We start from the raw sequence: 24307 nt of genomic DNA, 5'->3' as shown, positions 1-24307 counted from the left end.
CTTACTAGAATGCTCGACCATCAGTATATTATTTGCAGCTAAGGTAATGGTTTGCTGAACGGTAATACCGCTATAAGGTAAGAGTCACACCCTTATCCTAGCTACAATTGCGCATTAGTATACATAGACCTTTGTGCTAGGGGAAGCATTGCGCGGGTGGTTCGTATAAACTGTATACAATTGTTTTAAAAGTTGGCGTAAGGGGTTATTGGTGTGCCAGGAAATTCAAGTGTTCCATAGACAGGGTTAAAGTAATATCGTATGTAGAGTTGGCCAAAGTTAGGCTCGTAAAAATCTGAACGATCTATCGCTACATAACCGCCAAAAAACCAGTGTGGTGTTATTCTATATTCAAAGCTTCCTTCAAGGTTGTACGACACACCAGAACTTGTATCCCCCTCAAACGCAGGGTTTACGCCTGTCTCAAGTTGACGAACAAACGCCTCTTCTTGCAAGTTTGGATCGTTAGGGAAAAAGTCAATTGCCTGAGTTTTTGTTTGTGAATACGATACGCCAGTTTTTAAACGGTATACAAAATCATTTCCCCAACGTGCGTCATAACTAAATGGTACAGACACGCCTAAGTAGTTTTGCGGACTGTAGTAGCCGCCATGGCCCCATGTTTCTTCACTTAAATTATATTTGTATGCCCAATGTAATAAGCTAGCACCCACCGTAAATTCACGTTTTTGATTACTAATAACACGGTAGTAAGTACCTGCCATAGCACGATAGCGCTGATTATCTTTTACATTTTTACCTTTATACAAAGTGAAATCGGCACTTGACCAAAAGCCCCAATCACCACCTAAATCATGTGAAATATTTGCAGTAAGGCCTGTAGAGCGTACGCCACCCCAAGCTTCTTTTGTATTTGCATCCTCAAGACCCGCATAAGAAAGCACTGAACTTGTTACTGGACGTTTCTCTAGTTCAAGGCTGTAGCCAAAGTCGCCTAAATCGTCTGCATAGTTAACGCCCCATACTATATCTTCAATTAAAAAGCCCAGTGGGGTAGTACCTATATCTAAACGCCAATTTTTATTTTGCCAGCCTAGCCCGATATCTACACCACTTTCTTTTGGGCTTATTTCTTCAATAGCACACGTAAAAATACATAAAGCACCTTGTCCATAACGGCTGCCCGCAAATTGCTCATCAAAACGTGTTGTTTGCGCACTAATTGTTGTGGGGTCTATTTTTACAAATCCTTGGCCTTGCCAAAGTGGAAAATAAGCTTCAATCGGCACTAAACCAGCGCCAAGTGTTGCTTCGCTCTGTGTACTTATTTGGCCGCTAAAATTAACACCCATAGCAATATAAGCTTGATCTTTGTTTTGCTCATCAATTAATTCGCGCTTAGCGCCATTTACATACCAATCATCGGCTTCATCGATTTGTGAGAGCGAGGTATAAAGTTCTTTTTCGCTTAATGTGCGATTAGGAGACAGGGTTTGTGCATACCAAATTTGAGCTTGCTCTGTTTCATTAAAATTACTGGCTACTTGAGCTCCTAAATAACGTAACTCTGGATCGTTCGGCGATTTTTCAATGAGTTTCTTTGCTAGATAGAGTGCATCTCCTGAGTAATTAAAGTCATTAAGAGAGCCCATAATTTGGCGCTGCAAATAACTTTCTTGCGATGTAGTTTGCGTTATGGCTTGCTGCGTTACCTCTTTGGCCCGAAAGTCGTCACCTAGTTCTCTATACGCTTTTGCGATAGACATTAACGCTTGGGGTTCAATGGCTTGATTATTTTTCACCTTTTGCTGATAAATAATCAGCGCGGCTTCACGTTGTTCAAGTGATAAGTTTGCATTAATTAATGCTGTCGTGATCACAGGGTTGTTTTTATACTTTTGGTCAAGTTGATTTAACTTAGCAATTAAATCACTGCCATTGTAGAACTGATTAATATAATTACTTTGTAATTGCAGATACTGATTAACGTCGTTTTCAGATGCATTTTCAGGCAGTTTATAACGTGTAAACCACTGCTTTATATTTAGCTCATTTTTTTGCTCTAATAGCCATTCACCATAAAGTAAATGCCAATAGGGGGAAATCGTTGGCTGAGCAATTAATGCATCATTAATAAGCTTCAGAGCATGTATTTTCTCATCTATTCTATACCAATTGCGAGATAACTCAGCTTGCATTACGGGGGTTAAATTTTGTGCTTCTAGTGCACTTAAATGATAGATAGCCGTGGCTTTATTTTTAGCATCAAGGTAGCGTTCACTTTGAGCAAGCGACTCGTTAAGCTGAAGCTGTTGCTCAAGTGCAATAATATCTGCACTCTTGGCGCTAAAAGGAACATATTGTAAAGACGCAATAGCACCTTGATAGTCATCAATAGCGCGCAGAAAAAGTGCGTGACTGTAACGAAGTTGAGGGTTTAACGGAAATTGCCACAGTACATTATTAAATAGTGTTCGCGCTTCCTTTGTTAAGCCTTTTTGCTGGTATATAAAGGCTAAGTCGTAATATAACCATGGTTGATCTGGTGCTAAGCTTATTGCGTTCTCTAGCGTTTTTTCGGCTAGTTCCAAATTTCCCAATTGTACAAATTTACTCGCTTTGTTACGAAGTTGGCTACTTAGATACTGTGAGTAAGGTTGTTTAATTAGCTCTTTTTGAGTATAGGTTAAGCTGTTGTAAAAAGAGCTTAATGCGAGTTCATTTTGTTCAAGTTCAGCTATTTCAAGTAAGCCCGATAAAGCGCCGATATTGAGTGGATCATTTTTTAAAACAATTTTATATGTAAGTGCTGCTTGAGAGTATTGTCCTTGCGCAAATTGTAATAAACCGCTGTTATATAAAACAGCGTTAGGGTCTTGCTCTAATGTATTAGCTAAATCTAATTTAAGCTTTGCGACTTTGAATTCGCTGCTATTAATTGCATCTTTGGCTTGGCGGATATAAAGCCAAAACTGGGCTGTTTTAGCTAAGTCCTTTAACGTTTCCCTTTGTGCAAAGTCTGCCGTATATTTTTGTGCTTGCGTAAAATACTTGTATGATTTTTTATTATCACCTAAACGCAAATAAAGTATGCCTAGGCTTCGCATTATTGCACCGTCTTGCGGGCGACCATTTACAGCCTTTAAAAGTAGAGGTTCAGCGGCTTTTAAATTATTTTTTTCAAGTAACTTATCACCTTTAACCCACAATTGATAAGCAGGGTCGGCAAGTAAAGTTTGGCGTGTTTTTAGGCTTTTTTTAAAATCTTGATATTGCAACTCACCTTTACTGCTAAATGGGTAAAGCGTGAAGTAATATTGGAACTGTCGATCGGTAGCGCTATTAATTGGCATGTTTGCTAGTGAACCGAGCCAAATCTCCTCTACTTCATTACTAAAACTTGAGGTTGAGCCGTACTTGCCCAAAATACTAATTGCTTTTTTATCACTCGAATCGCGTCTCAGTAAATGCCTTGCGTAGGCTATTTCGACTTGGCCTATATTAGAATAGCTTTTTAATAGTTTATTATATCCGCGCGTAACGTTTTGCCATTGGGAAGAGTCTTGTGCGTACCAGCTTAAATGTTCTAGTTCATAATTGAGTGTGGGATAAACGTTATTAAATATCTTATTATAAATTTGCCGAGCTTGTTCATATCTGCCAGCGCGTGCTAGTAATTTAGCATCTTGAATAGCAGACTTATCTTTACCCTGAATTCGAGACATAACCCGTAGCTTTTCAATACAGGGAGCCTGCTTTATTAGGCCGTTATCTATTTTACTTAATAACAGGTTTGCTTTGTCGGATGCGCCATTGGCAAAATCATAATGAACTAGAGCGCACTGCGTTTCTATACGAGTAGGTGCGATGGCTACGAGTTTTTGTAAGCTGCTTTCAATCAGCTTTTTATTTTGCTGCGCTTCACCAATACTTATTTGACTTAGTAACCAATCAACAGATTGTGTATCTATATCATTGACTGTTTTGGCACTTACCCCAAAGCTAAGTGCCAAAGTGAAAACGAGGACAAACCTTAAGGGCATTCAATGCTCCACATTGGTTGTAGCGTCCCGTCTGCTGTAATTGAAAAACGTTTATTTAACGTACTTGTGCTAAATAAATTAAGTACACTGTCGTAATAACGTGTTTGGGTGAATGACTTATCGACCATTAATTTTTGTTTAATTGCCATAATTAATGATTCATTGCCTTGATCTGCCAATAGAGGTAGTAGCGCTGAGTTGAAGCCCAAAGGACCTGTTTTTTCGGATTTACCTGATTTAGCAAATGTATTTAAAGGTACATACCCACGCTCATTAATCGTTTTTATAAATGGATTAAATTGCGCTAGTAGCTCTTTTTTATATGGTGCATCATTTGCCATCATGCTAGCCCATAAATATACTCTAATAGCATTATAGCTGCCTATATCACTGGTTTTTCTATCATAGTAAAAACCGTTATTAGCATCGTACATAACCCAATCAGGGCTAACACCTTCAGTAGCTGTGTCTAAAATAAGCTTTGCGGAGCCTTCGTGTAACTGATGCCAAGGTGAGTGTGGGTAGAGCTTTTTAAATTGCTGATATATAAACAACGGTGAATAGCTGGGGTTAAGTTTAACGCGTGCGTTTTCAAACTCAAAGCCAGCCGGTGCTGGTAGCAAGGACAAACCTAGGCCAGAAATATAAGCCGTTTCTTCTCGCATTATGCGCTGTGCAAGTACGGCAGCTAAAATGCTGTAGCGACGATCGCTCCAAAGCCGGGCAGCTTGAGACAAGCTATAGGCAATCCATAAATCAGAATCTGATGCCGGGTTTGAGTCTAATATTCCCCCCACATTTTGTTTATTAACCCCCCATTGCCATGCAGGTAAACGGGTACTTAAATCACCCTCAGATAAGTGCTCTTGCGTCCAATTTAATACTAAGTCAAACATTGCTTTGTCGTTTGCGACTACAGCAAAAAATAATGCATAAGATTGGCCTTCAGAGGTTGTAATGTTTTGCTCGCTGCCTAAGTCAATAACACGGCCATCTTGGCTTATAAAGTTATTTTTAAAGACTTGCCATTGGTGCCAAGGTTGGCACTGCTCTACTTGCGCTTTTGCGTTAAAAGTAAATAGTGCAATCACAGCAAAAAATATATTAATGATTGATTTCATTACTTATCTCCTTCCGCTAAGCGTTTGTAAGTGAGTGCTTGGAGTAATCGCCACAGAATAAATGAGATGAGTAGCAGTATTAAAACAGACAGCAGTGCCAGCACAAATGGGTGATCTGATAAATGGAACCAAATTAAAGTATGTACAGGAATATGACCAACAAAGTACTGCTCATCCGTTTTAATTGTTTTAATACCTTGGGAGTTTATAACGGCGGCACTGCCTTTAATTTGAGCAAGTTGAGCTGAGTTCATTAATGCATTATTGAGCAATGTATATGCATTTTGAGATGTTGCACTTAATGATACAATAGAGCGCTCAGAATCAAGCGGTGATTGAAAACCTGTAATAACGGCTATGTCACCACTACTTTTAATACTAACGTGTACTTTTTGTGTTGTTTGCTCATCATACGCGCCATTGTATAAAGCTTGTTTTATAGCGCGTTGATTGTTGCTGAGTAAAACATTTGTGTGTGAACCTTCATCTAAGTTGTTAGCAAGGCTATTGGGTTTTGCGATAACTAACACATCTTTGCCGTTTAGGTTAGCGTCTTCGTTTAAATGGGCAACACTTATTCTATGTGCCGGATAACCCGTTATTGCCCCAAAGTGGCCTGTTAAATTAAATAAAACAGACAGTGCTTTAGCTGATGGTGTTTCATCTATTAACACTAACGTTTGCTGTAAGTCAGCATATTTTGTAAATGGAAATCCGCTATTAGCAAATACATTTAAATCGGGTAAAGCCATATAGTGATCAAACCCACTGACATCAATATGCGAATTTCCATCAATCACTCCATATTCTCCGCCAGCAGGAGCAACACTGCATTCGCCTTTTTTAAGTACAGCGAATCTAAAATCAAAATTTAGCTCATTGCGGTTGGCTAAATTAATGCCATTTAGAGAAAATCCCTCAGTACTTTGAGTCGTATCAGTATTCGCTATTAATGGCAGTAATGTTTGGGTGGTTTTTAGCAGGGTGTCTTTTTTATCTAATAAAAAACCGCTAATAAATTCTTGGTTAATTAGCATATTTAAACGTGAATCTAAGGTTTCGCTTTCTGGCGTATTACGGTATTGCAGAGTAATAGGGATGCCTTTTTCGCGCCATGTAAACAAATCAGGTGCAAAGCGAATATTTAGCTTTACAGGGCCATTATTAAGACCTTGAGTTTGTAATTGCGTTGGGTAATCAATGAGCTCATCAAAATGAACAGGGCGGTCACTTCTGAGCCAACGAGGAGCGTCGTAAGCCTTTCGAAGGGGGAGTTGGTTAATCGCTTCAATACTTGCTGTTCTGCCAGTCATAATTTTATGACCAAATACCAGCCCTGTTACCGCTGTTTTTAAATCTTTTTCGTCGCGACCAATAATTAACAGCATTTTATTATATCTGTGAATAGGGCTTGAGATTAGCTCAACTGTTGGCTTTTCAACATCTGGATAATCTTTTAAAAAATCAGGTTTTGAGTCATTAGTAATAAATACCACGCTATGTTGCTTAGGTGCTTTATTTATTATTACGGGGAAATTAGCCCCACGCCAATCAGCTTGAGCTCCAAACCAACTCGATAATGTGGCGGCTGCTTCTATAGCTTGTGTGTTTGGTACTTTTGAAAATACAAAAGGGAGGTTAAGTTTGTTGTAGTCTTTAGCGTCAAAAAATGGTTCGGGTAGGTATTCTAAGCGACTGTCGATTGCCAATTGCTTTTGCTCAAGTGTGATGTTGCTCGACTTATTTATTTCTGTCCAAATAGAGCGGCTAAAATAGTCTTGGCACTTTAAATCGTAGTAACCAACCAATTCAAAGCGGATTTGATTGTAATCCTGAATGTATTTAGCATTTAGTTCTAGATTGTGACTAACCGTATTTTTCACCACACTTAATTTTTCATTAATGGGCAACACCGTAACTAAATTATCATTAAAATATACTTTTAGATGTGACACATTTGCGATTAACGACGGTGAGTTAGTGTATGAGAAGTTAAGTTTTAAATTTGTACTTAATTTATCAATTCGGTTGGTAAAATCGACACGAGAGTTGTTATTTACTCCGTCAAGCTTATACCCTGTGAAACCCAGCGCTTCAAAATCTAAGCGTAGGCTAGATATTTGAGCGCTTTCTGGGTAACCATTTATAAACATAGATTTATTTTGCATTGGCTCAATAGCGTGTGCGTGCTGCGCGCAGCTAATAAGCAACAATGTTAGAAATGTATTGAGCAACTTTTTAATCATAATTATTATGCACTACCGGTTTTTTTGGAATAAATGAATGTATATAAACCACCAAACGAGTTAATAGTTTTATGGTCGGTTGTAAAGGTCTAGGAGCATGAAACAATAAATTACTAAAGCCTCTTAAACTTGTTTTTTGCACTTCTTTAAAGCTATATGATGGGCGATCATGTTTAAAGTTATTTTGCCAATCAAGCCAGGCATCAGCTCTTGAAAAAGTACATTGTATAAATGCTTTTTGTTTTTCTAATGATAAATCTTTAAGTGTTAAACCAATTTGCATTTTACGCGTATTACATACATAAGTTGTAAATGAAAACTGCTTATTTCCTCGGCTCATTAATAGCTCAACCTTGTCATTGACTCGGCATGAGTGCGCGTGATCTATTTCAATACCAACACCATTATCTGAGTAATCGGTAATTTTAACCTTTAATGTATGGCCATTCGCTAGGCGAATACCAGCAGGAAAATGCGCTTTAATTCGATGTGATTGCCTAACTTGGCGAGCTTCAGCAGCAACTGCAACCGCAGCACCTAAAATGATTATATTATAAATTGCCCAGCCCATACTGATAACTAATACGCCTATTTGAGAAGGATCACCAAAAATCAGGCGTAAAATACCAAAAATAATACCTGCAACATTAATAGCTAAGAGTATAAGGTAAGGTTTAGAAATTCCCCAATCATAATGCTCTTCATCATTTAACCCGCCTTTTTCTGTTACATTAAACTTGCCTTTATTAGGATTAAATAGCGCAACAGTGGTTGGTTTTAATATATACCAAGCCAAAACTGATTCATAAACTTCGCCCCAAAATGAATATCGATATTTACCCTGGATACGAGAGTTAGTCGCTTTTATTTGAATTAATGTCGGTACTACATAAATAAAGATAGCTAAAAAAGGCGCATAAATAATGTAAGCGTTAAAATATATAAGTGCTAAGGGGGCGGTTAAAAATACTATTCGAGGGATGCCCGATAAAAAGTGAAGCATCGCATTTATATAGCATAAACGTTGAGCAAGACTGAGGCCCTTTCCAAGTAGGGGGTTATCGAGTCTAAAAATTTGTGCCATACCGCGAGCCCAGCGAATTCGTTGGCCAATATGGGCCGACAAACTGTCGGTAGCTAAACCTGCTGCTTGCGGAATATTAATATACGCGGTTTTATAACCTGCGCGTTGCATGCGTAATGCAGTATGAGCATCTTCGGTTACTGTTTCAAATGCAAAACCGCCAATATTGTCAAGTGCTTCACGTTTTAATACCGCGCATGAACCACAGAAAAATGTGGCATCCCACATATCATTACCATCTTGAATTAGGCCATAAAACAGCATGTTTTCGTTGGGGATTTGGGTGTGGTTATTTAAATTTCGCTCAAACGGGTCGGCAGAGAAAAAGTGATGCGGGGTTTGTACTAAACACACTTTGCTGTCTTTTAAAAATTGCCCCATAGTCATTTGTAAAAATGATCGGGCAGGTACATGATCGCAGTCAAAAATTGCAATGTATTCGCCGTTAGTAAAACGCATTGCACTATTCATATTGCCTGCTTTTGCGTGTTTACTATCAGGACGAGTTAAATAACCGACTCCAACTTCTTGGGCAAACTCGCGAAACTCAGGACGTTTGCCATCATCAAGTATGTAAACGTTAAGTTTATCTATAGGCCAATCAATACTTAGCGCTGCCAATGTTGTCGGTTTTACAACACTCAATGGTTCGTTATAAGTTGGAATATACACATCGACCGAGGGCCATTTATCGGTGTCTTTAGGCAATGGAATTGGTTTTCGCTCTAATGGATTAATCGTTTGAAAAAAGCCAAGTATTAGAACAAGCCACGCATAAGTTTCTGCTAATAATAAGCCTGCGCCTAAAACAAGCGCAAGAGGGTCATCCCAATTTAAGGTTTCGGTGTAGCGCCACCATAAGTAACGTGAAGATGTTGTTACCGATAAAGTGATCATCACTATGGTCGCCATTTGACCTTTTATCTTTTTTAAAGAGTAAGCTACGAGTAGAATAAAGCTTATAAAAATAGCTTGTGCTTCTAAGCTAAAAGGAATAGTTACAAAAATCGCCAGTAAAAATAGTGCAAATGTAATTACGACGTACCTGACCGATTTGCTTTTCCATACTCGCGCATCTGCTATAGAGTGAAAAGCACTTTGCCTAGTCGTTTTTTGATTTTTTGATAATACACGTTTGAATAACTTGCCTAATTTTAAATCAATCCAGCGGAGTTGCCTGAAAAAGAAATTAACAGAGTGATAGAAGTGATGTGAAACTTTTTCTTTAACATGACTTTTTTTAGCTGTATTTTTCACAAACGCAAGAAAAATACTCTGTAAAATAAAGCGTAATGTATTTGAGTATAAGTGAGTTCTGTAGGGTGACTTTAAATGTGGATAGTTCTGCTTTAACACATAACTAATATTTTTTTTACGGGTCTCAAATTTAAAAAAAAGAGAGCAAAAAATGACTATAAATGGCATTGAAATAGCCTCAATAGCGCTCATTTTATGCTGATTAAAATTACCGTAAAATTTAAACATAATTAAACGCACTAATTTTTGCGTAAAAAACAGACTAAGTAAAAGGCGAAAAGCCTTTTCAAAAGAATGTTTATAAATTAATTGTGCCATTAGAGTGCGGCTTTACTAGCGAGCCATCCAGCTAGCGTTTCAAAATCATCATTAGCAACGCTATACGGTGCGCAATTTAGTGCAACGTTACGATAAGCTGTCGATTCTTTAATTACTTCATCATGGTTTATGAAAAAAGGAGCCATTAGAGGTAGTGTAGATTGCCAAAGTGAGAACAAGTCAAATTCGAGCACTGACGCTGAGTTGTATTTGTTGACTAAAAAAAAGTGATGCCATGCGTTAGTGGTGTTTTTCAATTTTTGTAAACGCTTGTAGATAAGGCTATGACATATTGAATCGCAGTTCACTATTTCAATAACAATATCGTCCTCATCTAAGGTGTAATTATTAATATCTACGTGGCTTGGGCAATCAAAAAGCATCCATGTTGTATCTGGGGTGTCTAATTTTTTGCAATTATTAGCTAATTTATTTAGATCTAAATTAGAAGGCGTGTTGTCTCCGTGAGGTAAAAAAATAACACCATCGTTGTCTTGATGAAAGTGCTTAAGAACGCCTTCAAAACTATTGGCGTTACTCCATCCTTGGGTATTTTTCCAAGGTAAACCAAAATGTAAACACAAGTCACTTTTTGAGTCTAAATCTATAGCGATAACGTGAACAGCTGATTTTTTTAACACGCAGGCAAGGTTAGCTACTATTGCGGTACAGCCGGTGCCACCTTTTAATCCTTTTAAAAAAACTCTTTGCACGTTATAAATTTACCTATTCTTTTTGTATGCTAGTGGTAGCCATAAGTTCATCATTAATTTCTTTCAAAAGCGCATATTTATTAATAGTGTGAATGTTTTTTTGTTTATCTGTAATTTCAATATAATCATCTTTTTTACCACCAAAGCGACGAGCTAGATTTTCTATATCATTAGGTGTTAATTTTGGGGGCTTAAGAGACAAATGTTGCATTACCTATATTCATTAGTTTTATTTTGAGATTTTAACGTTTTCAATGTGTACTATACAATATAGCTGCTTAAACTAGTAAAGTATTTTAAATAAAAGGTCTTCTGTGCATAAACTTAACATAACAGGGTTGGACGCTGCCGCTAGTGAAATAAAATTAGCTGCCAGTTATGCTATTTTGGCTCCCTTTGATAACTTAGCAATAGAGTTTGCGCTACAGTCTGTTGATGTTAGTGGCAAAAATGATGTGTTTATTGTTTCTTCTCAAATAGAGTCCTTTTATGAATCGCCTTTTTCAGATGCACTTTTTGACGTTTATGATCAAGGGCGGGTGCATTCTTTTTCGTTTACTAAAGAAATGACTGATTGGGGAGTAAAGCGTATCAGTCGCGGAGTAATTAAAGAGCTAGGCGCATATAAAAGCATAGAGAACGCCTTAGTGTTTCTTCATTTTAATACAAAGCAATTACACGACTTTGATGATGCCCAACTGACGCAGATCATTACTAAATACAATGTATTTTTAAACACTGTAAATACGAGTTTACTCTTTTTAATATCTGGCCCAGAAGTTGTTAACTTAAGGTTTTTAGTTCGACGTTTAAATAAGTTATTTAGCGGTATTGTTTTTATTGATAATGATGCTGCAGTGCGTGTACTTGAATACGATTATTGGAGCCACAGCACTGGCGTAATTGCGGATAAGCAATACCAGCTAACTTTGCAAAATAATCAATATGTTGTGCAAGAAAATAAAATTGCAGAAAATACCTTTAATAACAACCATTTTAATGATGAAAGTGATGTGTGGCTAGTCCAAAGCTCGGTTCCTGAGGGCACCAAATTGCCGGCTCATTATCGTACTGTGAAAGAAAATAATGATTTATTTAATAGAGGTCCTCGGCTTAAGGCGGCGACATTAGTTTTTTCTGTAACCCGATATACAGATTTAGCATTATTGGCTAAGCAGTGTTTTGAGCTTAGAAAAAACTGTGGTCGCTGGTTGAAACTTGTTATCCAAAATGTTGATGGAATTATTCGCCATCAAGATGAATGCTTATTTTTAACACTCGGTGTGAACTTAATTTTATATAGTTTTTCAGAACCATCGCGGTTGCTATCACAAATTCAATCAATTCAAGGCTTTAAATTTTCAAGGCCATTGCCGCCTTCGGTTGATGATGTTTTGCAATACACAGAAAATACCTTTTCGAAAGGTTACTTGCCGTTTATCGACTTTACTAATCAGGTAGAAAAACACAGTGATTCTGCAGTTAATTTAGGTGTTAGTGGTGTGTTAGTCATACTTGAGTTACTACCTCGCATTGATCCTATTCATCCTCTTCACTTATTTCATATTAAGCGTGAAGGGGATGTATTTAGCGTAGTAGACAATAAGGTTTATCTCTATTTGCATGCATGTAGGGAAAATGATGTAACCAATGCAATTAACCATTTATTTAAATTACAAACGAGTGATTTTTTTTCTCGACAAAACATCATTTCAGATCACTTTTATATACAACAAGAATGTAAGCAGTTACGTCGTTTTTATAAAGATAAGCCGATAGATGATTTTACAAAGCAGCTTAAAGAAAATGAAGACTATAAATTTGTGCCCGATGTAACAAAAAACCTAAATATTGATATTTCAACGCCTGAATTGCTGACTGAAACACGCCCAGATGCAATACCTTTTGTTATGAAGATGAAGGAGCAATAAAGTGAGCTTAAATCAATTTTTAATCACCGGTTTTATTGCGCTTATTCTGGGGGTTTTATTATGCTTAATGAGCACTTATGTTTTAGACAAATTAAAAAAATATTTTTATAAAGTCACATTTAAACACGAAGTTTTAGAGCCCTATACACCAACAAAAAATAAAAAGGAAAACAATTGAAACTCTCAGGCTTAGGGGTGTGGAACCTTTATTTTTTAGTAAAATTTGCATTGTTTTATTACGGGGCGATTAGTTTTGATTTTTTAAGTAACACTGCATTTGCTGCTTTTTTAGCAGTACATTTCAAAAATGTACGAATAGAAAAGTTAAAGCATCTGAGCGCTGTAATACTCGGCGTTATATTACTTTATAAAGATTCTTGGCTACCGCCAATAAATCGGCTTGTTAAACAGGCTGATAACATCCAAGATTTTAATGCTAGTTATTTTGTAGAGTTAGTTGGGCGAGTAATAAATGTAGATATGTTACTTGGATTATTTATTATCATCGTTTTTTTCTGGTATAGCTCACAATGGATCCGATTTACGACTGTGACGGTTATTGGTCTAACCTTTATTGGGTGGAGTCATTACAAAGCAGCTCAGCAACCGGAAATAACTCAGGGTTTAGCTGTAAAAAAGAGTGAAAATATACTCGCAGACCCTGCAATTGTAACGACAGGAAAAAAGTCACCCGATCAACAATTAAGTGATTTTTATCAACAACAACGTCTACTCATGAGCCAGTTTCCTCAACAGGTAGAAGGCGATTTATTTGATGTTATTGTTTTAAATATTTGCTCTATGGCTGTCGATGATTTGAATACAATCGATGTTAGCTTAGCCACTATGTATAAAGATTTTGATATTGTTTTTTCAGATTTTAATTCTGCAACGTCATACAGTGGTCCTGCAGCGATAAGACTTTTGAGGGCTAGTTGTGGGCAAACAAGTCAAGAAGCCTTATTTAACGACACACCTGAGCAATGCTACTTATTTAAAAACTTAGAAAAACTTGGCTACCAACATAATGTAGTAATGAATCATGATGGTCATTTTGATGAATTTAAAGGTTTAATAAATAAATACGGCGGTTTGACTAGTAAACCGTTTAATATCGATGCTATGCCTATTGCTCAATATGGCTTTGATAATAGCCCTATTTATTCTGATGGGGCAGTGTTGAATGGTTGGCTGGATAATGATGCAAAAGATTGCAAGCCTTGTGCTATGTACTACAACACAACAAGCTTACATGATGGGAATCAGTTTGCTAATAGCGCTCGCATGAATAGTCAGCAAAGTTACCCACAGAGGCACGCTAATTTATTTGCTGATATTAATAGTTTTATTAAAAATTTAGAAAAGCGCGGTCGAAATGTAATGCTAATGGTAGTACCTGAACATGGTGCTGCGTTAAAAGGTGATAAGGTGCAGTTTGCAGGTTTGCGCGAAATACCAAGCCCTGCCATTGTGTCTGTACCAGTGGCCATTAAGTTTATTGGCCCTAATGTTCAACCTTACTCGCAGATAGTAATCGATGACTCAACGAGTTATTTTGCTCTTTCGGAGCTGGTAAGCAAAACGCTTCAAACAGACATTTTTGGTGGAAATAATAGCACCGCTAACTTAGTTGAGAACCTGCCGAAAGCCCCAAAAGTGGCTGAAAACGCAGATACTATTATGATGTATGTTAACAAGCGACCTTATATACAGTTAGATGGCGGTGATTGGTCAGTATACCCACAAAGTAATTGATTTTTTATAGGGATATTGAGTGCAGCGGGTTATGTATTTTAACGCTCAGCTTTGTCCAAAAATGTTTACAATAAGCTACCTTCTCAAAGCGACTTAGCGTATTATTCTGCCAATATGGTTTTTCCTACTTTGGGGATGTATGCGTCTAGATATTCACTGTGCTGACAGAATTGGTATTGCTCAAGAAATCCTTAATATTTTAGTTAACTATGGTGTTGATTTAAAAGGTATTGAAGTCGATTCAGTTAACTGTCGTATGTATGTAAGTTTTCCCGAGATTGAATTTGAGCAATTTCAAAAAATCATGCCATCTATTCGTTTAATCGACGGTGTGCATGATGTACGTACAACTGCTTTTTTACCTTCTGAGCGTGAACATAATGAGCTAAATACATTACTGCGCGCATTGCCTGATGGAGTTATTTCGATAGATGCCAAAGGGTGGGTACGCTTGTGTAACGATGCAGCGTGTAAAGATTTACAGTTGCATGAAAAAGACGTTATTGGTGCAAATATTAATAATTTGCTCAAAGGGTTTAATTTTACTCGTTGGTTAGAGAGTAAAGAAGTACTAGGCCAAACTACGCGTGTAGAAGTGGCAGGTGAAGATTTTATTGCTGATATTTTACCAATTGCAGTTCCTCAAGGTAATGAAGGTGATGTGCTTGCTGGTGCGGTAATTAATATTAAATCACAGAGCCGTTTAGGTCAGCAAGTGAGTGCCTTTCGACGTTATGGACAAGAAAGTTTCGCCACTATTCATAACTTTAGTACCGCTATGCGTCGAGTTGTCCGTGAAGCACGCAAAATGTCACAATTAGAAGCCCCAATATTAATTACAGGTGAAACAGGAACAGGCAAAGAGCTGCTTGCTCGAGCTTGCCATTATGCTTCCAACCGATCTGTCAAACCTTTTATTGCTTTGTCGTGTGCATCGTTACCGGATGATGTCGCTGAATCTGAATTATTTGGTTATGCAGGTTATGAAGAAAACGCAGCACCAAAACGAGGTGTTTTAGAGCAGGCTGATGGTGGCACTGTGTTTTTGGATGAAGTGGGTGAAATGTCAACTCAACTACAAACTAAGCTACTGCGCTTTTTACAAGACGGTACCTTTAGAAAAGTAGGAGATGAGAACGAGGTTAAAGTAAACGTACGCATTATTGCAGCTACGCAAAAAGATTTACCGGCAATGGTACAAGAGGGTGTATTTAGAGAAGATTTATATTACAGAATAAATGTTCTAACGTTAGAAATTGCTCCGCTTAGAGATCGCAAAGCTGACGTGGGGCCACTTGCAGAGCACTTTATACAAAAATATGCACAGCAAAATGGCCATCCCGTACCACTTTTATCTCAAGAATGCTTAAGCTTTTTACAAGAATACCCGTGGCCTGGTAATGTTCGTCAATTAGAAAACGCAATTTACCGCGCTGTGTCATTACTCGATGATAGTGAGTTACGTGTAGAGCATTTACAGTTACCTACATTTACGCACGAGTTAGGGTATTTAGAGTCAGATTTTGAGGGCTCGCTTGATCAAGCGGTAAAACGGTTTGAGGCAACATTGCTTCGCAAGCTCTATCCGGCTTATCCGAGCTCCCGCCAATTAGCAAAGCGTTTAGGGCTTAGCCATACCGCAGTTGCAAACAAATTACGTGACTACGGTATTAACCGTAAAACAGTAAAAGTTTAGTAAAATTAACGTATCACTTGATAATGATGAATGATATTTTTTTCAAAAACTTGTGATACACTCAAAATTAACAACAAACTGGTAAGACCTCCCCTGTGAACTTATATATTCGACTGCTTTTATTGTTTTTTAAAATTAAGCGTAATCATCAGTATCAAGGTTTACTTGATACAGTAGATATTGATTACAAAGCATTACCAACAGATTGCGATATAAATTTGCATCTAACTAACTCTCGTTATTTAGCTATGATGGATTTATCACGCACGTGGATGACTGAGCGTGTTGGTTTGCTAAAGCAAATTTTGAAGCGCCGTTGGTTCCCTATCGTTAACGCAACGGCGATTACTTATATCCGTGATATTAAACCAATGCAGCGATACACCATTAGCACTAAGCTTGTAGGCTGGGATCATAAATACTTTTATATCGAGCAAAAGTTTCATTCCGCACGAGGTTTACATGCTATCGCCTATGTACGAGGTGTGTTTAAAAGCAAAAAAGGCGTTATAAGTGTAGAAGAAATGCTTGAAGTGGCGGGCTTTGAAGGTAAAACTCCAATTTTACCAACAGAAGTAATGCATTGGAAAGAAATGCTAGAACAGAAAAAAGTGAATAACCTACCTAAATAAAAAAGGCCTTTCGGCCTTTAACACACATAGTAAGTATAGCTAAGCATTGCTTAGCTATACCATATACTTTAAAAGTTATATTTAACACCAAACATAGCAACAACTGGGTCAAGCTCTACTGTTGAGGTTAATGCTTTAGCACCATTAGCATAGACCGTCGCGTCAGTATCAATATCCATAATAGACACCATTGCATGTAATCCCCAGTTTTCGTCAATTTTATAGTTAGCACCTATTTGTGCTACAAAACCAAATGAATCATCTAGTTTTACTTTTACGTTGTCAGTACCAAGTGTTGTTTTAAGCGCTTGTGACGGTTGCTCATCAAAAAACATTGTATAGTTTATGCCAACACCTACAAACGGTCTTAACGCGTAGCTTGTATCTAAAAAATGGTACTGGGCGATAAGTGAAGGTGGTAATTGTTTTATATCGGCAATTTTATTGCCAGCTAAACCGCCAGTGCCATTTACATCATGTGAGAAAGGAGTTGCTGCAATAAGTTCTAATACCCACTGATCGTTAAATGCGTAATCTATAGTAATACCAAGCTGAGTATCTGAATCACCTTTTAGGCCTAGAGTCGGCGCTTCATTGATTGTAGAGCTACTGTTATCAGGGTTTACGTTAATAGCGCCAACATTTACGCTAAAGTTAGCGTGTGCAGCTGGAGATAGTGCAAGTAAAGAAGTTAGTAATGCAATGCTCATTGTGGTTTTCATGTTGTTCTCCAAGAACTACTTTTTGATTGACGCTATTATTGCAGCCAAAAAAAAATAAAAAATTGTTCTAGATCAAAGTTTCAAATATGTTTGAATGTTGTGAAATGGTTTCTTGATTTAGATTAATGTTAGCGTTAATTTTTTAAAGCAATGATTGACATAGGTAGATTGTGAATGGTCACAAGAATGTATCAGTGTTGACATCGATTAGTCATAATCTAGCGCTTTAATTAAGGCTCTTTAAGCTATTAAGAGTGTTTAATATGTCTTTAGCCACGATTGAAAAAACAAAAAATAACAATGTCTTGCATGCACAGGTCGTTGCGTATTTACAAACACTTATTCAGTTCGAATCAGTGACACCTAACCAAGCTGGTGCAATTGATTGGCTAAATGATCATTTAACTGAGCTAGGATTTAGTTGTGAGCAGTTTAAAGTAAAAGGCGTGACCAATTTGATTGCACATATTGATTTCGCACCAGGCCCTTGCGTTGCATTTTCTGGGCATATTGATGTAGTACCGGCCGCAACTGGCAATTGGTTAAGTCCGCCTTTTGCAGGACGTATTTTAAACGGTGCCGTTTATGGTAGGGGTGCTGCGGACATGAAAGGCGGTGTTGCCGCTATGCTCAGTGCAACAAAAAGCTTAATAAATAGTAATAAAAAGAAAATCGGTTCGCTTTATTGGCTTGTTACCTCTGATGAAGAAGGGGAGGCTGAATTTGGCTCTCAGGAAATAGCCTATAGGCTTGCTAAGCGAGGAGTTATTTTGGATGGTTGTATAGTTGGAGAGCCGACAAGCCATTTGCATGTGGGTGATACGATTAAAAATGGTCGACGTGGAGCATTGTCTGCGCGTATTGTTGTTAATGGTAAAGCAGGTCATGTTGCCTATCCAGAACACACAGTTAATGCGGCGCACATTGGGGCTAAAATAGTTAATCTATTAAGTACACAAACGTGGGATCTTGATGAGACAAGTTCAAAAACGACTTTGCAAGTAACCGGAATTAATATCAAAAATGTGGTTGATAATTTAGTGCCGAGTAACTGCGAAATTACATTTAACGTGCGTTATAGTCATGGTTACAATAGCGATGCAGTTAAATCGCGTGTTACTGAGGCTCTGAATAAGTTTGCGGCTTATTACAGTATTGAGTGGCAACGCCCTTGTGAACCTTATTATACCAGTGCAGCTAAGGATTGGAGTTTACTCTCACATATAGAACACGCTATTTATCAACAAACGAGAAGTTACCCTTTATTAAGTACAAGTGGCGGGACTTCTGACGGCCGATTTTTTGCAAATAACCACACTCAAGTAATTGAGTGTGGTGTGCGTAATCATACAATTCACCAAGTAAATGAAAACGTGCCTATTGAGGATTTATTGAAGATAGACGCTATTTATACTTCGCTACTTAAAAGTATGTTTATCAATTTGAGGGATTAAACCGGATGCTAACGGCGTTAAAATGTCTGCAGAGCAATGCTGGAGCAATTGCTGAGAATAACTAAATAACAAATTTTTTCTTGTTAGCTACATGGTTTTATTCCCTCAAAATAGAGTATTTAATTAAGCGAATTGATATTAAAGGCGTCAGTGTTTATTCTTTCCCGAGATAGCGTTTTGCTTTATTTTCTTTTACATTTTCAAGATCGACTAACACTAAACCATCAATGCAATTATTAAAATCAGGGTCGATACTAAAGCTTAAAAATTGCACCCCGCCAGGCGTACAGAGCTCTGTATATTGTTTAAATAGCGTAGGAACTTGCGCGCCCATGTTGGCAAGTACATGTTTAAGTTCTACAAAGTCTTCTTTTATATCGCTGTCCGTAAATACGGTTTGGCATTGTGTTAGTTGTTGATCACTTAGTTTAAATTCGTTATTTGGCGTAGCAAGTATCTGGTTACTCTTATAATAATGCTGATAGTAATAAACCAACATCGCTTTAGCTTGTTCGGGTAAGGCGTTAGAGACGGTCACCGCGCCAAATAAATAACGATATTGTGGGTAGTTTTTTACAAAAGCGCCAATCCCATACCATAAGTAATCAAGGCTTTTACGCCCCCAATATTTAGGTTGGACAAAACTGCGACCTAATTCAATTCCTTGTTGCAAATAGGGCGCCATTGCATCGGTATAAGTAAACAAGCTAGCGGTATAGAGGCCTTCTCGTCCGTGCTTTTTGATTATGTCTGCTGCGCAAGCTAAACGGTATGCACCGACTAACTCTAGCTGGGAGGGATCCCATAGAACAAGGTGTTGATAGTCCATATCAAACTTATCTATATCACGGCGCTTTCCGCTGCCTTCACCTACCGCTCTAAACGCAATTTCTCTAAGGCGACCCAACTCTCTAAAAACTGGCGAACTACCTATATATTGATAAAGGTGTATGTGCATACCGTCTTGTGTTTTACCAAGTAGTTGGCATTGATCAATTGCTTTTTTGAGCTCTTTTCTGCACTCAGGGACTGCAATAGGCATTTGTGTTTTTAGCGGCAGGGGCTTTTTACTGGTAAGCCTGTAAAGTTGTTTTCGGATAAGGTTTACTACTTCTTTGTCTTTTAGGTTTTCTATTAAATAAGACTCAGGAGGAATAGAAGCACCAATTTCAAACTCTAAAGATTTTTGACGTTGCTTAAACATTTCTTTGACTAACAATAGGCTTGCTAGAGGTTTGTAGATCATTGAAGTGCCATAAAATAGAGGGCTATTTTTAGCTTTAATAAATACAGGTAAAATAGGGCAGTTAGCTTTTTTCGCCATACGTAAAAAGCCGCTGTTCCATTTACAGTCTTTTATTCCGGTCGGGCTCAAACGCGACACTTCGCCTGCAGGGAATATTAATAATGCTCCTTCACTCTTTAGGTGTTGATGAATATTATGCAGTTCTATTTTTTTAGTCATTCCGGATAAGTTATCAACGGGTAATAAGAGTTCATGCATGGGAGTGACTGACATTAACATACGGTTCGCCACGACCTTTAAGTCTTGCCTCACCGTTGAAAGGACCTTAATTAACGCCAATGCATCTAGGGATCCAATTGGATGATTTGCAACAATAACCAATTTACCCTCATTAGGTATATGCTCAGTCTGTTTTGGTTTGTAGCGGGTGTCAAAATCAAGTTCGTCAAGTACCTGTTCTACAAACTCTAATCCTTGTAAGTGGGGATAGGCATCACCAAATGCAACAAATTCTTGCTCGTGTAATAAGTATCCAAGTCCTTTTTTTACTAAACCGGTTACTTTTGGTGAGTTTTTTAGTTGCGGTAAATTTGCTGCTATTACTTTATCAATACTGATCATATTAACCTCTAAAACGCATTGGTATATTTGCCTTTGAGATAGAGTAAAAAAAGGGTGTGACAATTACTTTGCAATTGTGTGACTTTTTGAAGTGCGAATAAGACAAAGCAAAGGCATAATTAGGCGCATATTCATTTGATCAACAATTTTATTGGGGGATGCATGTCGGTATTAATTGCGATTACAGGGCGGGATAACACAAAATTAATGGCGCAGTTGCAAGCTTGTTTACCAACATTGCGTATTGAGCAATGGCCAGAATGCCAAAATTTGAATGACGTAGATTTTGTACTTGCTTGGAAAGCACCTCAGACAATGTGGGCGCAATTACCAAATTTAAAAGTTGTTTCATCATTTGGTGCTGGAGTTGATAGCATTGATTTAACGCAGTTGCCAGAGCATATTAATGTTGTACGCATTGTTGATGAACAACTCGCTGAGGATATGGCCGAATATGTACTTACCCATGTACTAGCGCAAAAATTACGTTTAAAAGACTATTTTATTAAGCAAAGCCAGCAAAGTTGGAAACCAAAGCGTGCCTATAATTATAAACACGTTGGTATACTCGGCTACGGGGAGCTTGGCAAAGCATGCGCTAAAAAACTAATTAAAAATGGGTTTGATGTAAGTGCATGGGCACAAAGTCACAAGGAGGATGCTGATGTAAATATACATAGTACCCAGCACGGACTTGATGAAATGCTTAAAAATACCGATTACCTAGTATGTTTACTGCCACTTACAAAGATGACCTCAGGTATTATTAATCATGAATTAATAGCTAAGCTGCCAGCGCATGCTGTTGTAATAAATGTAGCGCGAGGACAACACGTTGTTGAACAAGACTTATTAAGTGCATTAGATAATGAAATGTTACGTGCGGCTACGCTTGATGTTTTTGACCAAGAACCGCTAAATGATGAGCATCCATTTTGGCAGCATCCTAAAATCACGTTAACACCACATTGTGCAGCATTGTCAGATTTAAACAGTGTTACAGAGCAAATAGCCGATAATATTGAACTATTCATAAAGGGAGCTAAGCTTAATAACCAAGTAAATAGAAAGAAGGGTTATTAAGTTATAACCAAATAGTTAAAAAAACAGCTTGTTAACACATGTAATTTTCATTAGTGTTGAAAGCTATTCTTACTAATAAAAATTATAAATGGGGTATTATGAAATCAAAACAAAGCGGTGTTAAATTAAGCTTAATTATAATCTCTATCATTATTTTAGGTGTTTCAGCGTGGTTCAATCAGGCAAATGCACAAGAAATTTCTGCAGATATAAATGATAGCATACGCATTAGCTGCGTATAATTAATCCCCAAAACATGTGTTGCCAGAAGAGTTATTTTAAAGTAATTCTTCTTACCCACCTTCATCATATAAACGAGTAAAAATAGTATAACGCGCAAGCGGATATTGTTGTTTGCATACAATAATTAAATTTTATTACGAATTAAATCACGTACTATAAACCGAGCTGGATGAATTGCCTGACTGACACGTTCGCTTAATGGGCGAGGCTCATTATTTAAGCAACTGATAAGATGTTCAGCACTTAACGGTGCGCTGCATAAAGCACGTGCCCCAAACCCTGTAAAAATATGCAAACCCTGCTGTGGCTTTTTTAATGGTTCATATTGATAACGCTTGCCCAAGCGTAAATTAGCAAAAGCCTGTGTGTAATCGCTTTGCTCGCACCATTGCCCTGCCATTGGTAGGTGGTCGATAAATGTGCAGCGTACGGCAGCTTTAGCTGAGGTGATATTACCGAGTGTTGTTGCAAATTCACTTTGCTTATAAAAATTAAGAAGTTGCTCTTGATTTAATTGGTTGTCATGGGCTGTAACTTGACGGCTTTTCGTGTTTTTTTCAAATGTGGCCCCCATACAGTGATGCTCTAAATAAGCAGGGGTAAAATAGCCTTTATGGCATAGCACTGTTTTAAGTTTGTTTGACTGTTCACTGGCCTGAACGTGCGAAACTTGACCTCGTACGCCTACAATTGGCAATGCCTTTGTTTGCTCAAATGCATCACTGTGTTCACCGGCACAAATAATGACATCGCTAAAGGGGCCTAGTTGCTCTGTATTAGTTAATAAAAACCAGCCATCCTCGGTTTTTTTAAGCTGTTTAATATCGCAGTTAAATGTACTTTTAAATGGCGTTAAGCTATTTGCTGCATTTAGCATGGCATTGACCAGTTGAGGGGGATTTACCCAGCCACCTTGTTCAAAAAACACGCCTGAATAACCTGTCGTTACACCGGCTATTTCATCGCCTTGCTCAGCGGTTACATTGCGCATTAGCTGGGTTGGCCACAGTTGCTTTTGTGCTAAATTCTGATGCTTATCGGCGAGAGGTTGTTTGACAGCATGCTGTAGTACGCCACACCAATCATGATCAAAACTAAAACCATTAGTGAGTAATTCGCTATATAGGCGCTTTGCGTATAAAAAGCTATGTGCAAATAACTCACTGTGAGGTGAGTTCTTAGCTTGTAAATGAGGATAAATAGCACCTTGTACATTGTGCGATGCACCCATTGCGGGTTGTTCATCTTGGCAAAATAACTGGCTTGCTATACCGCGTTTAGCCAAACTATATAAAATGCAGCTACTGGCAATACCACCGCCAATAACAGCTACATTTTTTAACGTGCTACTATCTTGATTAAAATAAGCAGGGGCTGATTGAGTGTTTTTAACATGCTCAAATTGGCCAATAAGCATATCCCTTTTTTGACCAAACCCGTTGGTTTTTGTTGTGTTGAAACCGGCTTCAATTAAACCTCGACGAACAAAGCCAGCAGCAGTAAATGTTGATAAAGTTGCATTCGCTCTTGAAATATTAGCCATCGATTCAAATAAACTTTGTTGCCACATATCAGGATTTTTACTAGGCGCAAAGCCATCTAAATACCAAGCATCTACAATGCCCGTTTGCGAAAAACTCATTGCATTTATTGATTCAAGCGCATCGCCAAAATATAAATCGAGTATTACACGGCCTTTTTCAAACTCTAGCCTATGGCATCCTGCTAAATTAATAGGGTAGCGTTTTATTAATTGATCGCTAAATGAGCTTAGCGAAGGCCATACTTTTAATGCTTGGCTTAGATCATCTATTTGCAAAGGGTATTTTTCAAATGAAATAAAGTGCAAGCGTTTAACATCTTTATCTAATTGATTTTGAACTTGTTGACGTGCAAGATAGTCAGTAAAGCGTTGCCATGTATTTAAAAAGTTTAAGCCAGTACCAAAACCGGTTTCGGCTATAACAAAATGTGGTTGGTCATGATTTTGTAATCGTGCATCTATATTATTTTTCTCATAAAACACACAATGTGATTCAGCCAAACCATCGCCATTAGAAAAATAAATATCACTGAAGTCATTAGCGAAGGGTGTGCCTAAATCATTAAAGTGTATATGTGCGTTTTTAATCATGAGTTTAAATTTATAGAGTCTATTTTTTTATTATTTTACGGGTTTTC

The 24307-nt window shown here is 37.7% G+C and carries 17 protein-coding genes; 8 read left to right on the top strand and 9 right to left on the bottom strand.

What is annotated here, in order from left to right; all coding sequences use genetic code 11:
- Positions 1-185: 185 nt before the first annotated feature.
- From PALI_RS11750 to bcsR, 6 genes are read right to left on the bottom strand one after another with little or no spacing between them, the layout of a single operon-like run.
- A complete protein-coding gene (locus PALI_RS11750) occupies positions 186-4004 on the bottom strand; it encodes a cellulose synthase subunit BcsC-related outer membrane protein (RefSeq protein ID WP_193155972.1) in 3819 nt (1272 codons plus the stop codon).
- Positions 3995-5125 (bottom strand): cellulose synthase complex periplasmic endoglucanase BcsZ, encoded by a 1131-nt coding sequence (bcsZ, locus tag PALI_RS11745; RefSeq protein ID WP_193155971.1) that lies wholly within the window; start codon positions 5123-5125, stop codon positions 3995-3997. Before bcsZ ends, PALI_RS11750 begins: the two co-directional genes overlap by 10 nt.
- Positions 5125-7371 (bottom strand): cellulose biosynthesis cyclic di-GMP-binding regulatory protein BcsB, encoded by a 2247-nt coding sequence (gene bcsB, locus PALI_RS11740; protein WP_193155970.1) that lies wholly within the window; start codon positions 7369-7371, stop codon positions 5125-5127. Before bcsB ends, bcsZ begins: the two co-directional genes overlap by 1 nt.
- Positions 7364-10030 carry a UDP-forming cellulose synthase catalytic subunit gene (gene bcsA, locus PALI_RS11735; RefSeq protein WP_193155969.1) on the bottom strand — a complete coding sequence of 889 codons (2667 nt, stop codon included), beginning with the start codon at positions 10028-10030 and terminating at the stop codon, positions 7364-7366. The genes bcsB and bcsA overlap by 8 nt, the downstream gene beginning before the upstream one ends.
- The gene (gene bcsQ, locus PALI_RS11730; RefSeq protein WP_138584400.1) at positions 10030-10743 is read right to left on the bottom strand and encodes a cellulose biosynthesis protein BcsQ; all 714 of its coding nucleotides are present in this window, start codon (positions 10741-10743) and stop codon (positions 10030-10032) included. Before bcsQ ends, bcsA begins: the two co-directional genes overlap by 1 nt.
- Before the next feature lie 13 nt (positions 10744-10756).
- The gene (gene bcsR, locus PALI_RS11725) at positions 10757-10954 is read right to left on the bottom strand and encodes a BcsR/BcsP family cellulose biosynthesis protein (protein ID WP_138584401.1); all 198 of its coding nucleotides are present in this window, start codon (positions 10952-10954) and stop codon (positions 10757-10759) included.
- Between the two features lie 103 nt (positions 10955-11057).
- Between bcsR and bcsE the strand changes: the two genes are divergently transcribed.
- From bcsE to PALI_RS11700, 5 genes are all read left to right on the top strand, one after another.
- Positions 11058-12674, top strand: coding sequence for a cellulose biosynthesis protein BcsE (bcsE, locus tag PALI_RS11720; RefSeq protein WP_193155968.1), 1617 nt, complete (start codon positions 11058-11060; stop codon positions 12672-12674).
- Position 12675: 1 nt separating this feature from the next.
- Positions 12676-12852, top strand: a complete 177-nt coding sequence (locus tag PALI_RS11715) for a hypothetical protein (protein WP_171037458.1) — start codon at positions 12676-12678, stop codon at positions 12850-12852.
- The gene (gene bcsG, locus PALI_RS11710; RefSeq protein WP_193155967.1) at positions 12849-14429 is read left to right on the top strand and encodes a cellulose biosynthesis protein BcsG; all 1581 of its coding nucleotides are present in this window, start codon (positions 12849-12851) and stop codon (positions 14427-14429) included. The genes PALI_RS11715 and bcsG overlap by 4 nt, the downstream gene beginning before the upstream one ends.
- A gap of 139 nt (positions 14430-14568) precedes the next feature.
- Positions 14569-16125: a transcriptional regulator TyrR gene (gene tyrR, locus PALI_RS11705; protein ID WP_077537372.1), complete on the top strand. Its 1557-nt coding sequence runs from the start codon at positions 14569-14571 to the stop codon at positions 16123-16125.
- A gap of 95 nt (positions 16126-16220) precedes the next feature.
- Positions 16221-16757: a thioesterase family protein gene (locus PALI_RS11700; RefSeq protein WP_077537373.1), complete on the top strand. Its 537-nt coding sequence runs from the start codon at positions 16221-16223 to the stop codon at positions 16755-16757.
- A 68-nt stretch (positions 16758-16825) separates the two neighbouring features.
- Here the strand turns inward: PALI_RS11700 and PALI_RS11695 are convergent, their stop codons facing one another.
- Positions 16826-17479 carry an OmpW/AlkL family protein gene (locus tag PALI_RS11695; protein ID WP_193155966.1) on the bottom strand — a complete coding sequence of 218 codons (654 nt, stop codon included), beginning with the start codon at positions 17477-17479 and terminating at the stop codon, positions 16826-16828.
- A 263-nt stretch (positions 17480-17742) separates the two neighbouring features.
- On the opposite strand from PALI_RS11695, the gene dapE reads away from it, so the two are divergent.
- Positions 17743-18933 carry a succinyl-diaminopimelate desuccinylase gene (gene dapE, locus PALI_RS11690; RefSeq protein ID WP_193155965.1) on the top strand — a complete coding sequence of 397 codons (1191 nt, stop codon included), beginning with the start codon at positions 17743-17745 and terminating at the stop codon, positions 18931-18933.
- A gap of 154 nt (positions 18934-19087) precedes the next feature.
- Here dapE and PALI_RS11685 read toward each other — a convergent pair whose 3' ends face one another.
- Positions 19088-20800, bottom strand: coding sequence for a GNAT family N-acyltransferase (locus tag PALI_RS11685; protein WP_193155964.1), 1713 nt, complete (start codon positions 20798-20800; stop codon positions 19088-19090).
- Positions 20801-20962: 162 nt separating this feature from the next.
- On the opposite strand from PALI_RS11685, the gene PALI_RS11680 reads away from it, so the two are divergent.
- A complete protein-coding gene (locus PALI_RS11680) occupies positions 20963-21883 on the top strand; it encodes a 2-hydroxyacid dehydrogenase (RefSeq protein ID WP_193155963.1) in 921 nt (306 codons plus the stop codon).
- 98 nt (positions 21884-21981) lie between these two features.
- Positions 21982-22125, top strand: a complete 144-nt coding sequence (locus PALI_RS11675; RefSeq protein WP_182700797.1) for a hypothetical protein — start codon at positions 21982-21984, stop codon at positions 22123-22125.
- A gap of 125 nt (positions 22126-22250) precedes the next feature.
- Here PALI_RS11675 and mnmC read toward each other — a convergent pair whose 3' ends face one another.
- Positions 22251-24260 (bottom strand): bifunctional tRNA (5-methylaminomethyl-2-thiouridine)(34)-methyltransferase MnmD/FAD-dependent 5-carboxymethylaminomethyl-2-thiouridine(34) oxidoreductase MnmC, encoded by a 2010-nt coding sequence (mnmC, locus tag PALI_RS11670; RefSeq protein ID WP_193155962.1) that lies wholly within the window; start codon positions 24258-24260, stop codon positions 22251-22253.
- Positions 24261-24307 lie beyond the last annotated feature (47 nt).

This window comes from Pseudoalteromonas aliena SW19, assembly GCF_014905615.1.
GTDB classification, from domain to species: Bacteria; Pseudomonadota; Gammaproteobacteria; order Enterobacterales; family Alteromonadaceae; genus Pseudoalteromonas; species Pseudoalteromonas aliena.
This window is presented reverse-complemented; position numbering and strand designations above follow the sequence as displayed.

Bases quoted from the DNA above. Each gene is read 5' to 3' on its own strand.
- bcsB (WP_193155970.1), bottom strand. From the start codon at position 7,371: ATGATTAAAAAGTTGCTCAATACATTTCTAACATTGTTGCTTATTAGC.
- PALI_RS11680 (WP_193155963.1), top strand. From the start codon at position 20,963: ATGTCGGTATTAATTGCGATTACAGGGCGGGATAACACAAAATTAATG.
- dapE (WP_193155965.1), top strand. From the start codon at position 17,743: ATGTCTTTAGCCACGATTGAAAAAACAAAAAATAACAATGTCTTGCAT.
- bcsZ (WP_193155971.1), bottom strand. From the start codon at position 5,125: ATGAAATCAATCATTAATATATTTTTTGCTGTGATTGCACTATTTACT.
- PALI_RS11675 (WP_182700797.1), top strand. From the start codon at position 21,982: ATGAAATCAAAACAAAGCGGTGTTAAATTAAGCTTAATTATAATCTCT.
- bcsA (WP_193155969.1), bottom strand. From the start codon at position 10,030: ATGGCACAATTAATTTATAAACATTCTTTTGAAAAGGCTTTTCGCCTT.
- PALI_RS11695 (WP_193155966.1), bottom strand. From the start codon at position 17,479: ATGAAAACCACAATGAGCATTGCATTACTAACTTCTTTACTTGCACTA.
- PALI_RS11685 (WP_193155964.1), bottom strand. From the start codon at position 20,800: ATGATCAGTATTGATAAAGTAATAGCAGCAAATTTACCGCAACTAAAA.
- mnmC (WP_193155962.1), bottom strand. From the start codon at position 24,260: ATGATTAAAAACGCACATATACACTTTAATGATTTAGGCACACCCTTC.
- bcsR (WP_138584401.1), bottom strand. From the start codon at position 10,954: ATGCAACATTTGTCTCTTAAGCCCCCAAAATTAACACCTAATGATATA.
- PALI_RS11750 (WP_193155972.1), bottom strand. From the start codon at position 4,004: ATGCCCTTAAGGTTTGTCCTCGTTTTCACTTTGGCACTTAGCTTTGGG.
- tyrR (WP_077537372.1), top strand. From the start codon at position 14,569: ATGCGTCTAGATATTCACTGTGCTGACAGAATTGGTATTGCTCAAGAA.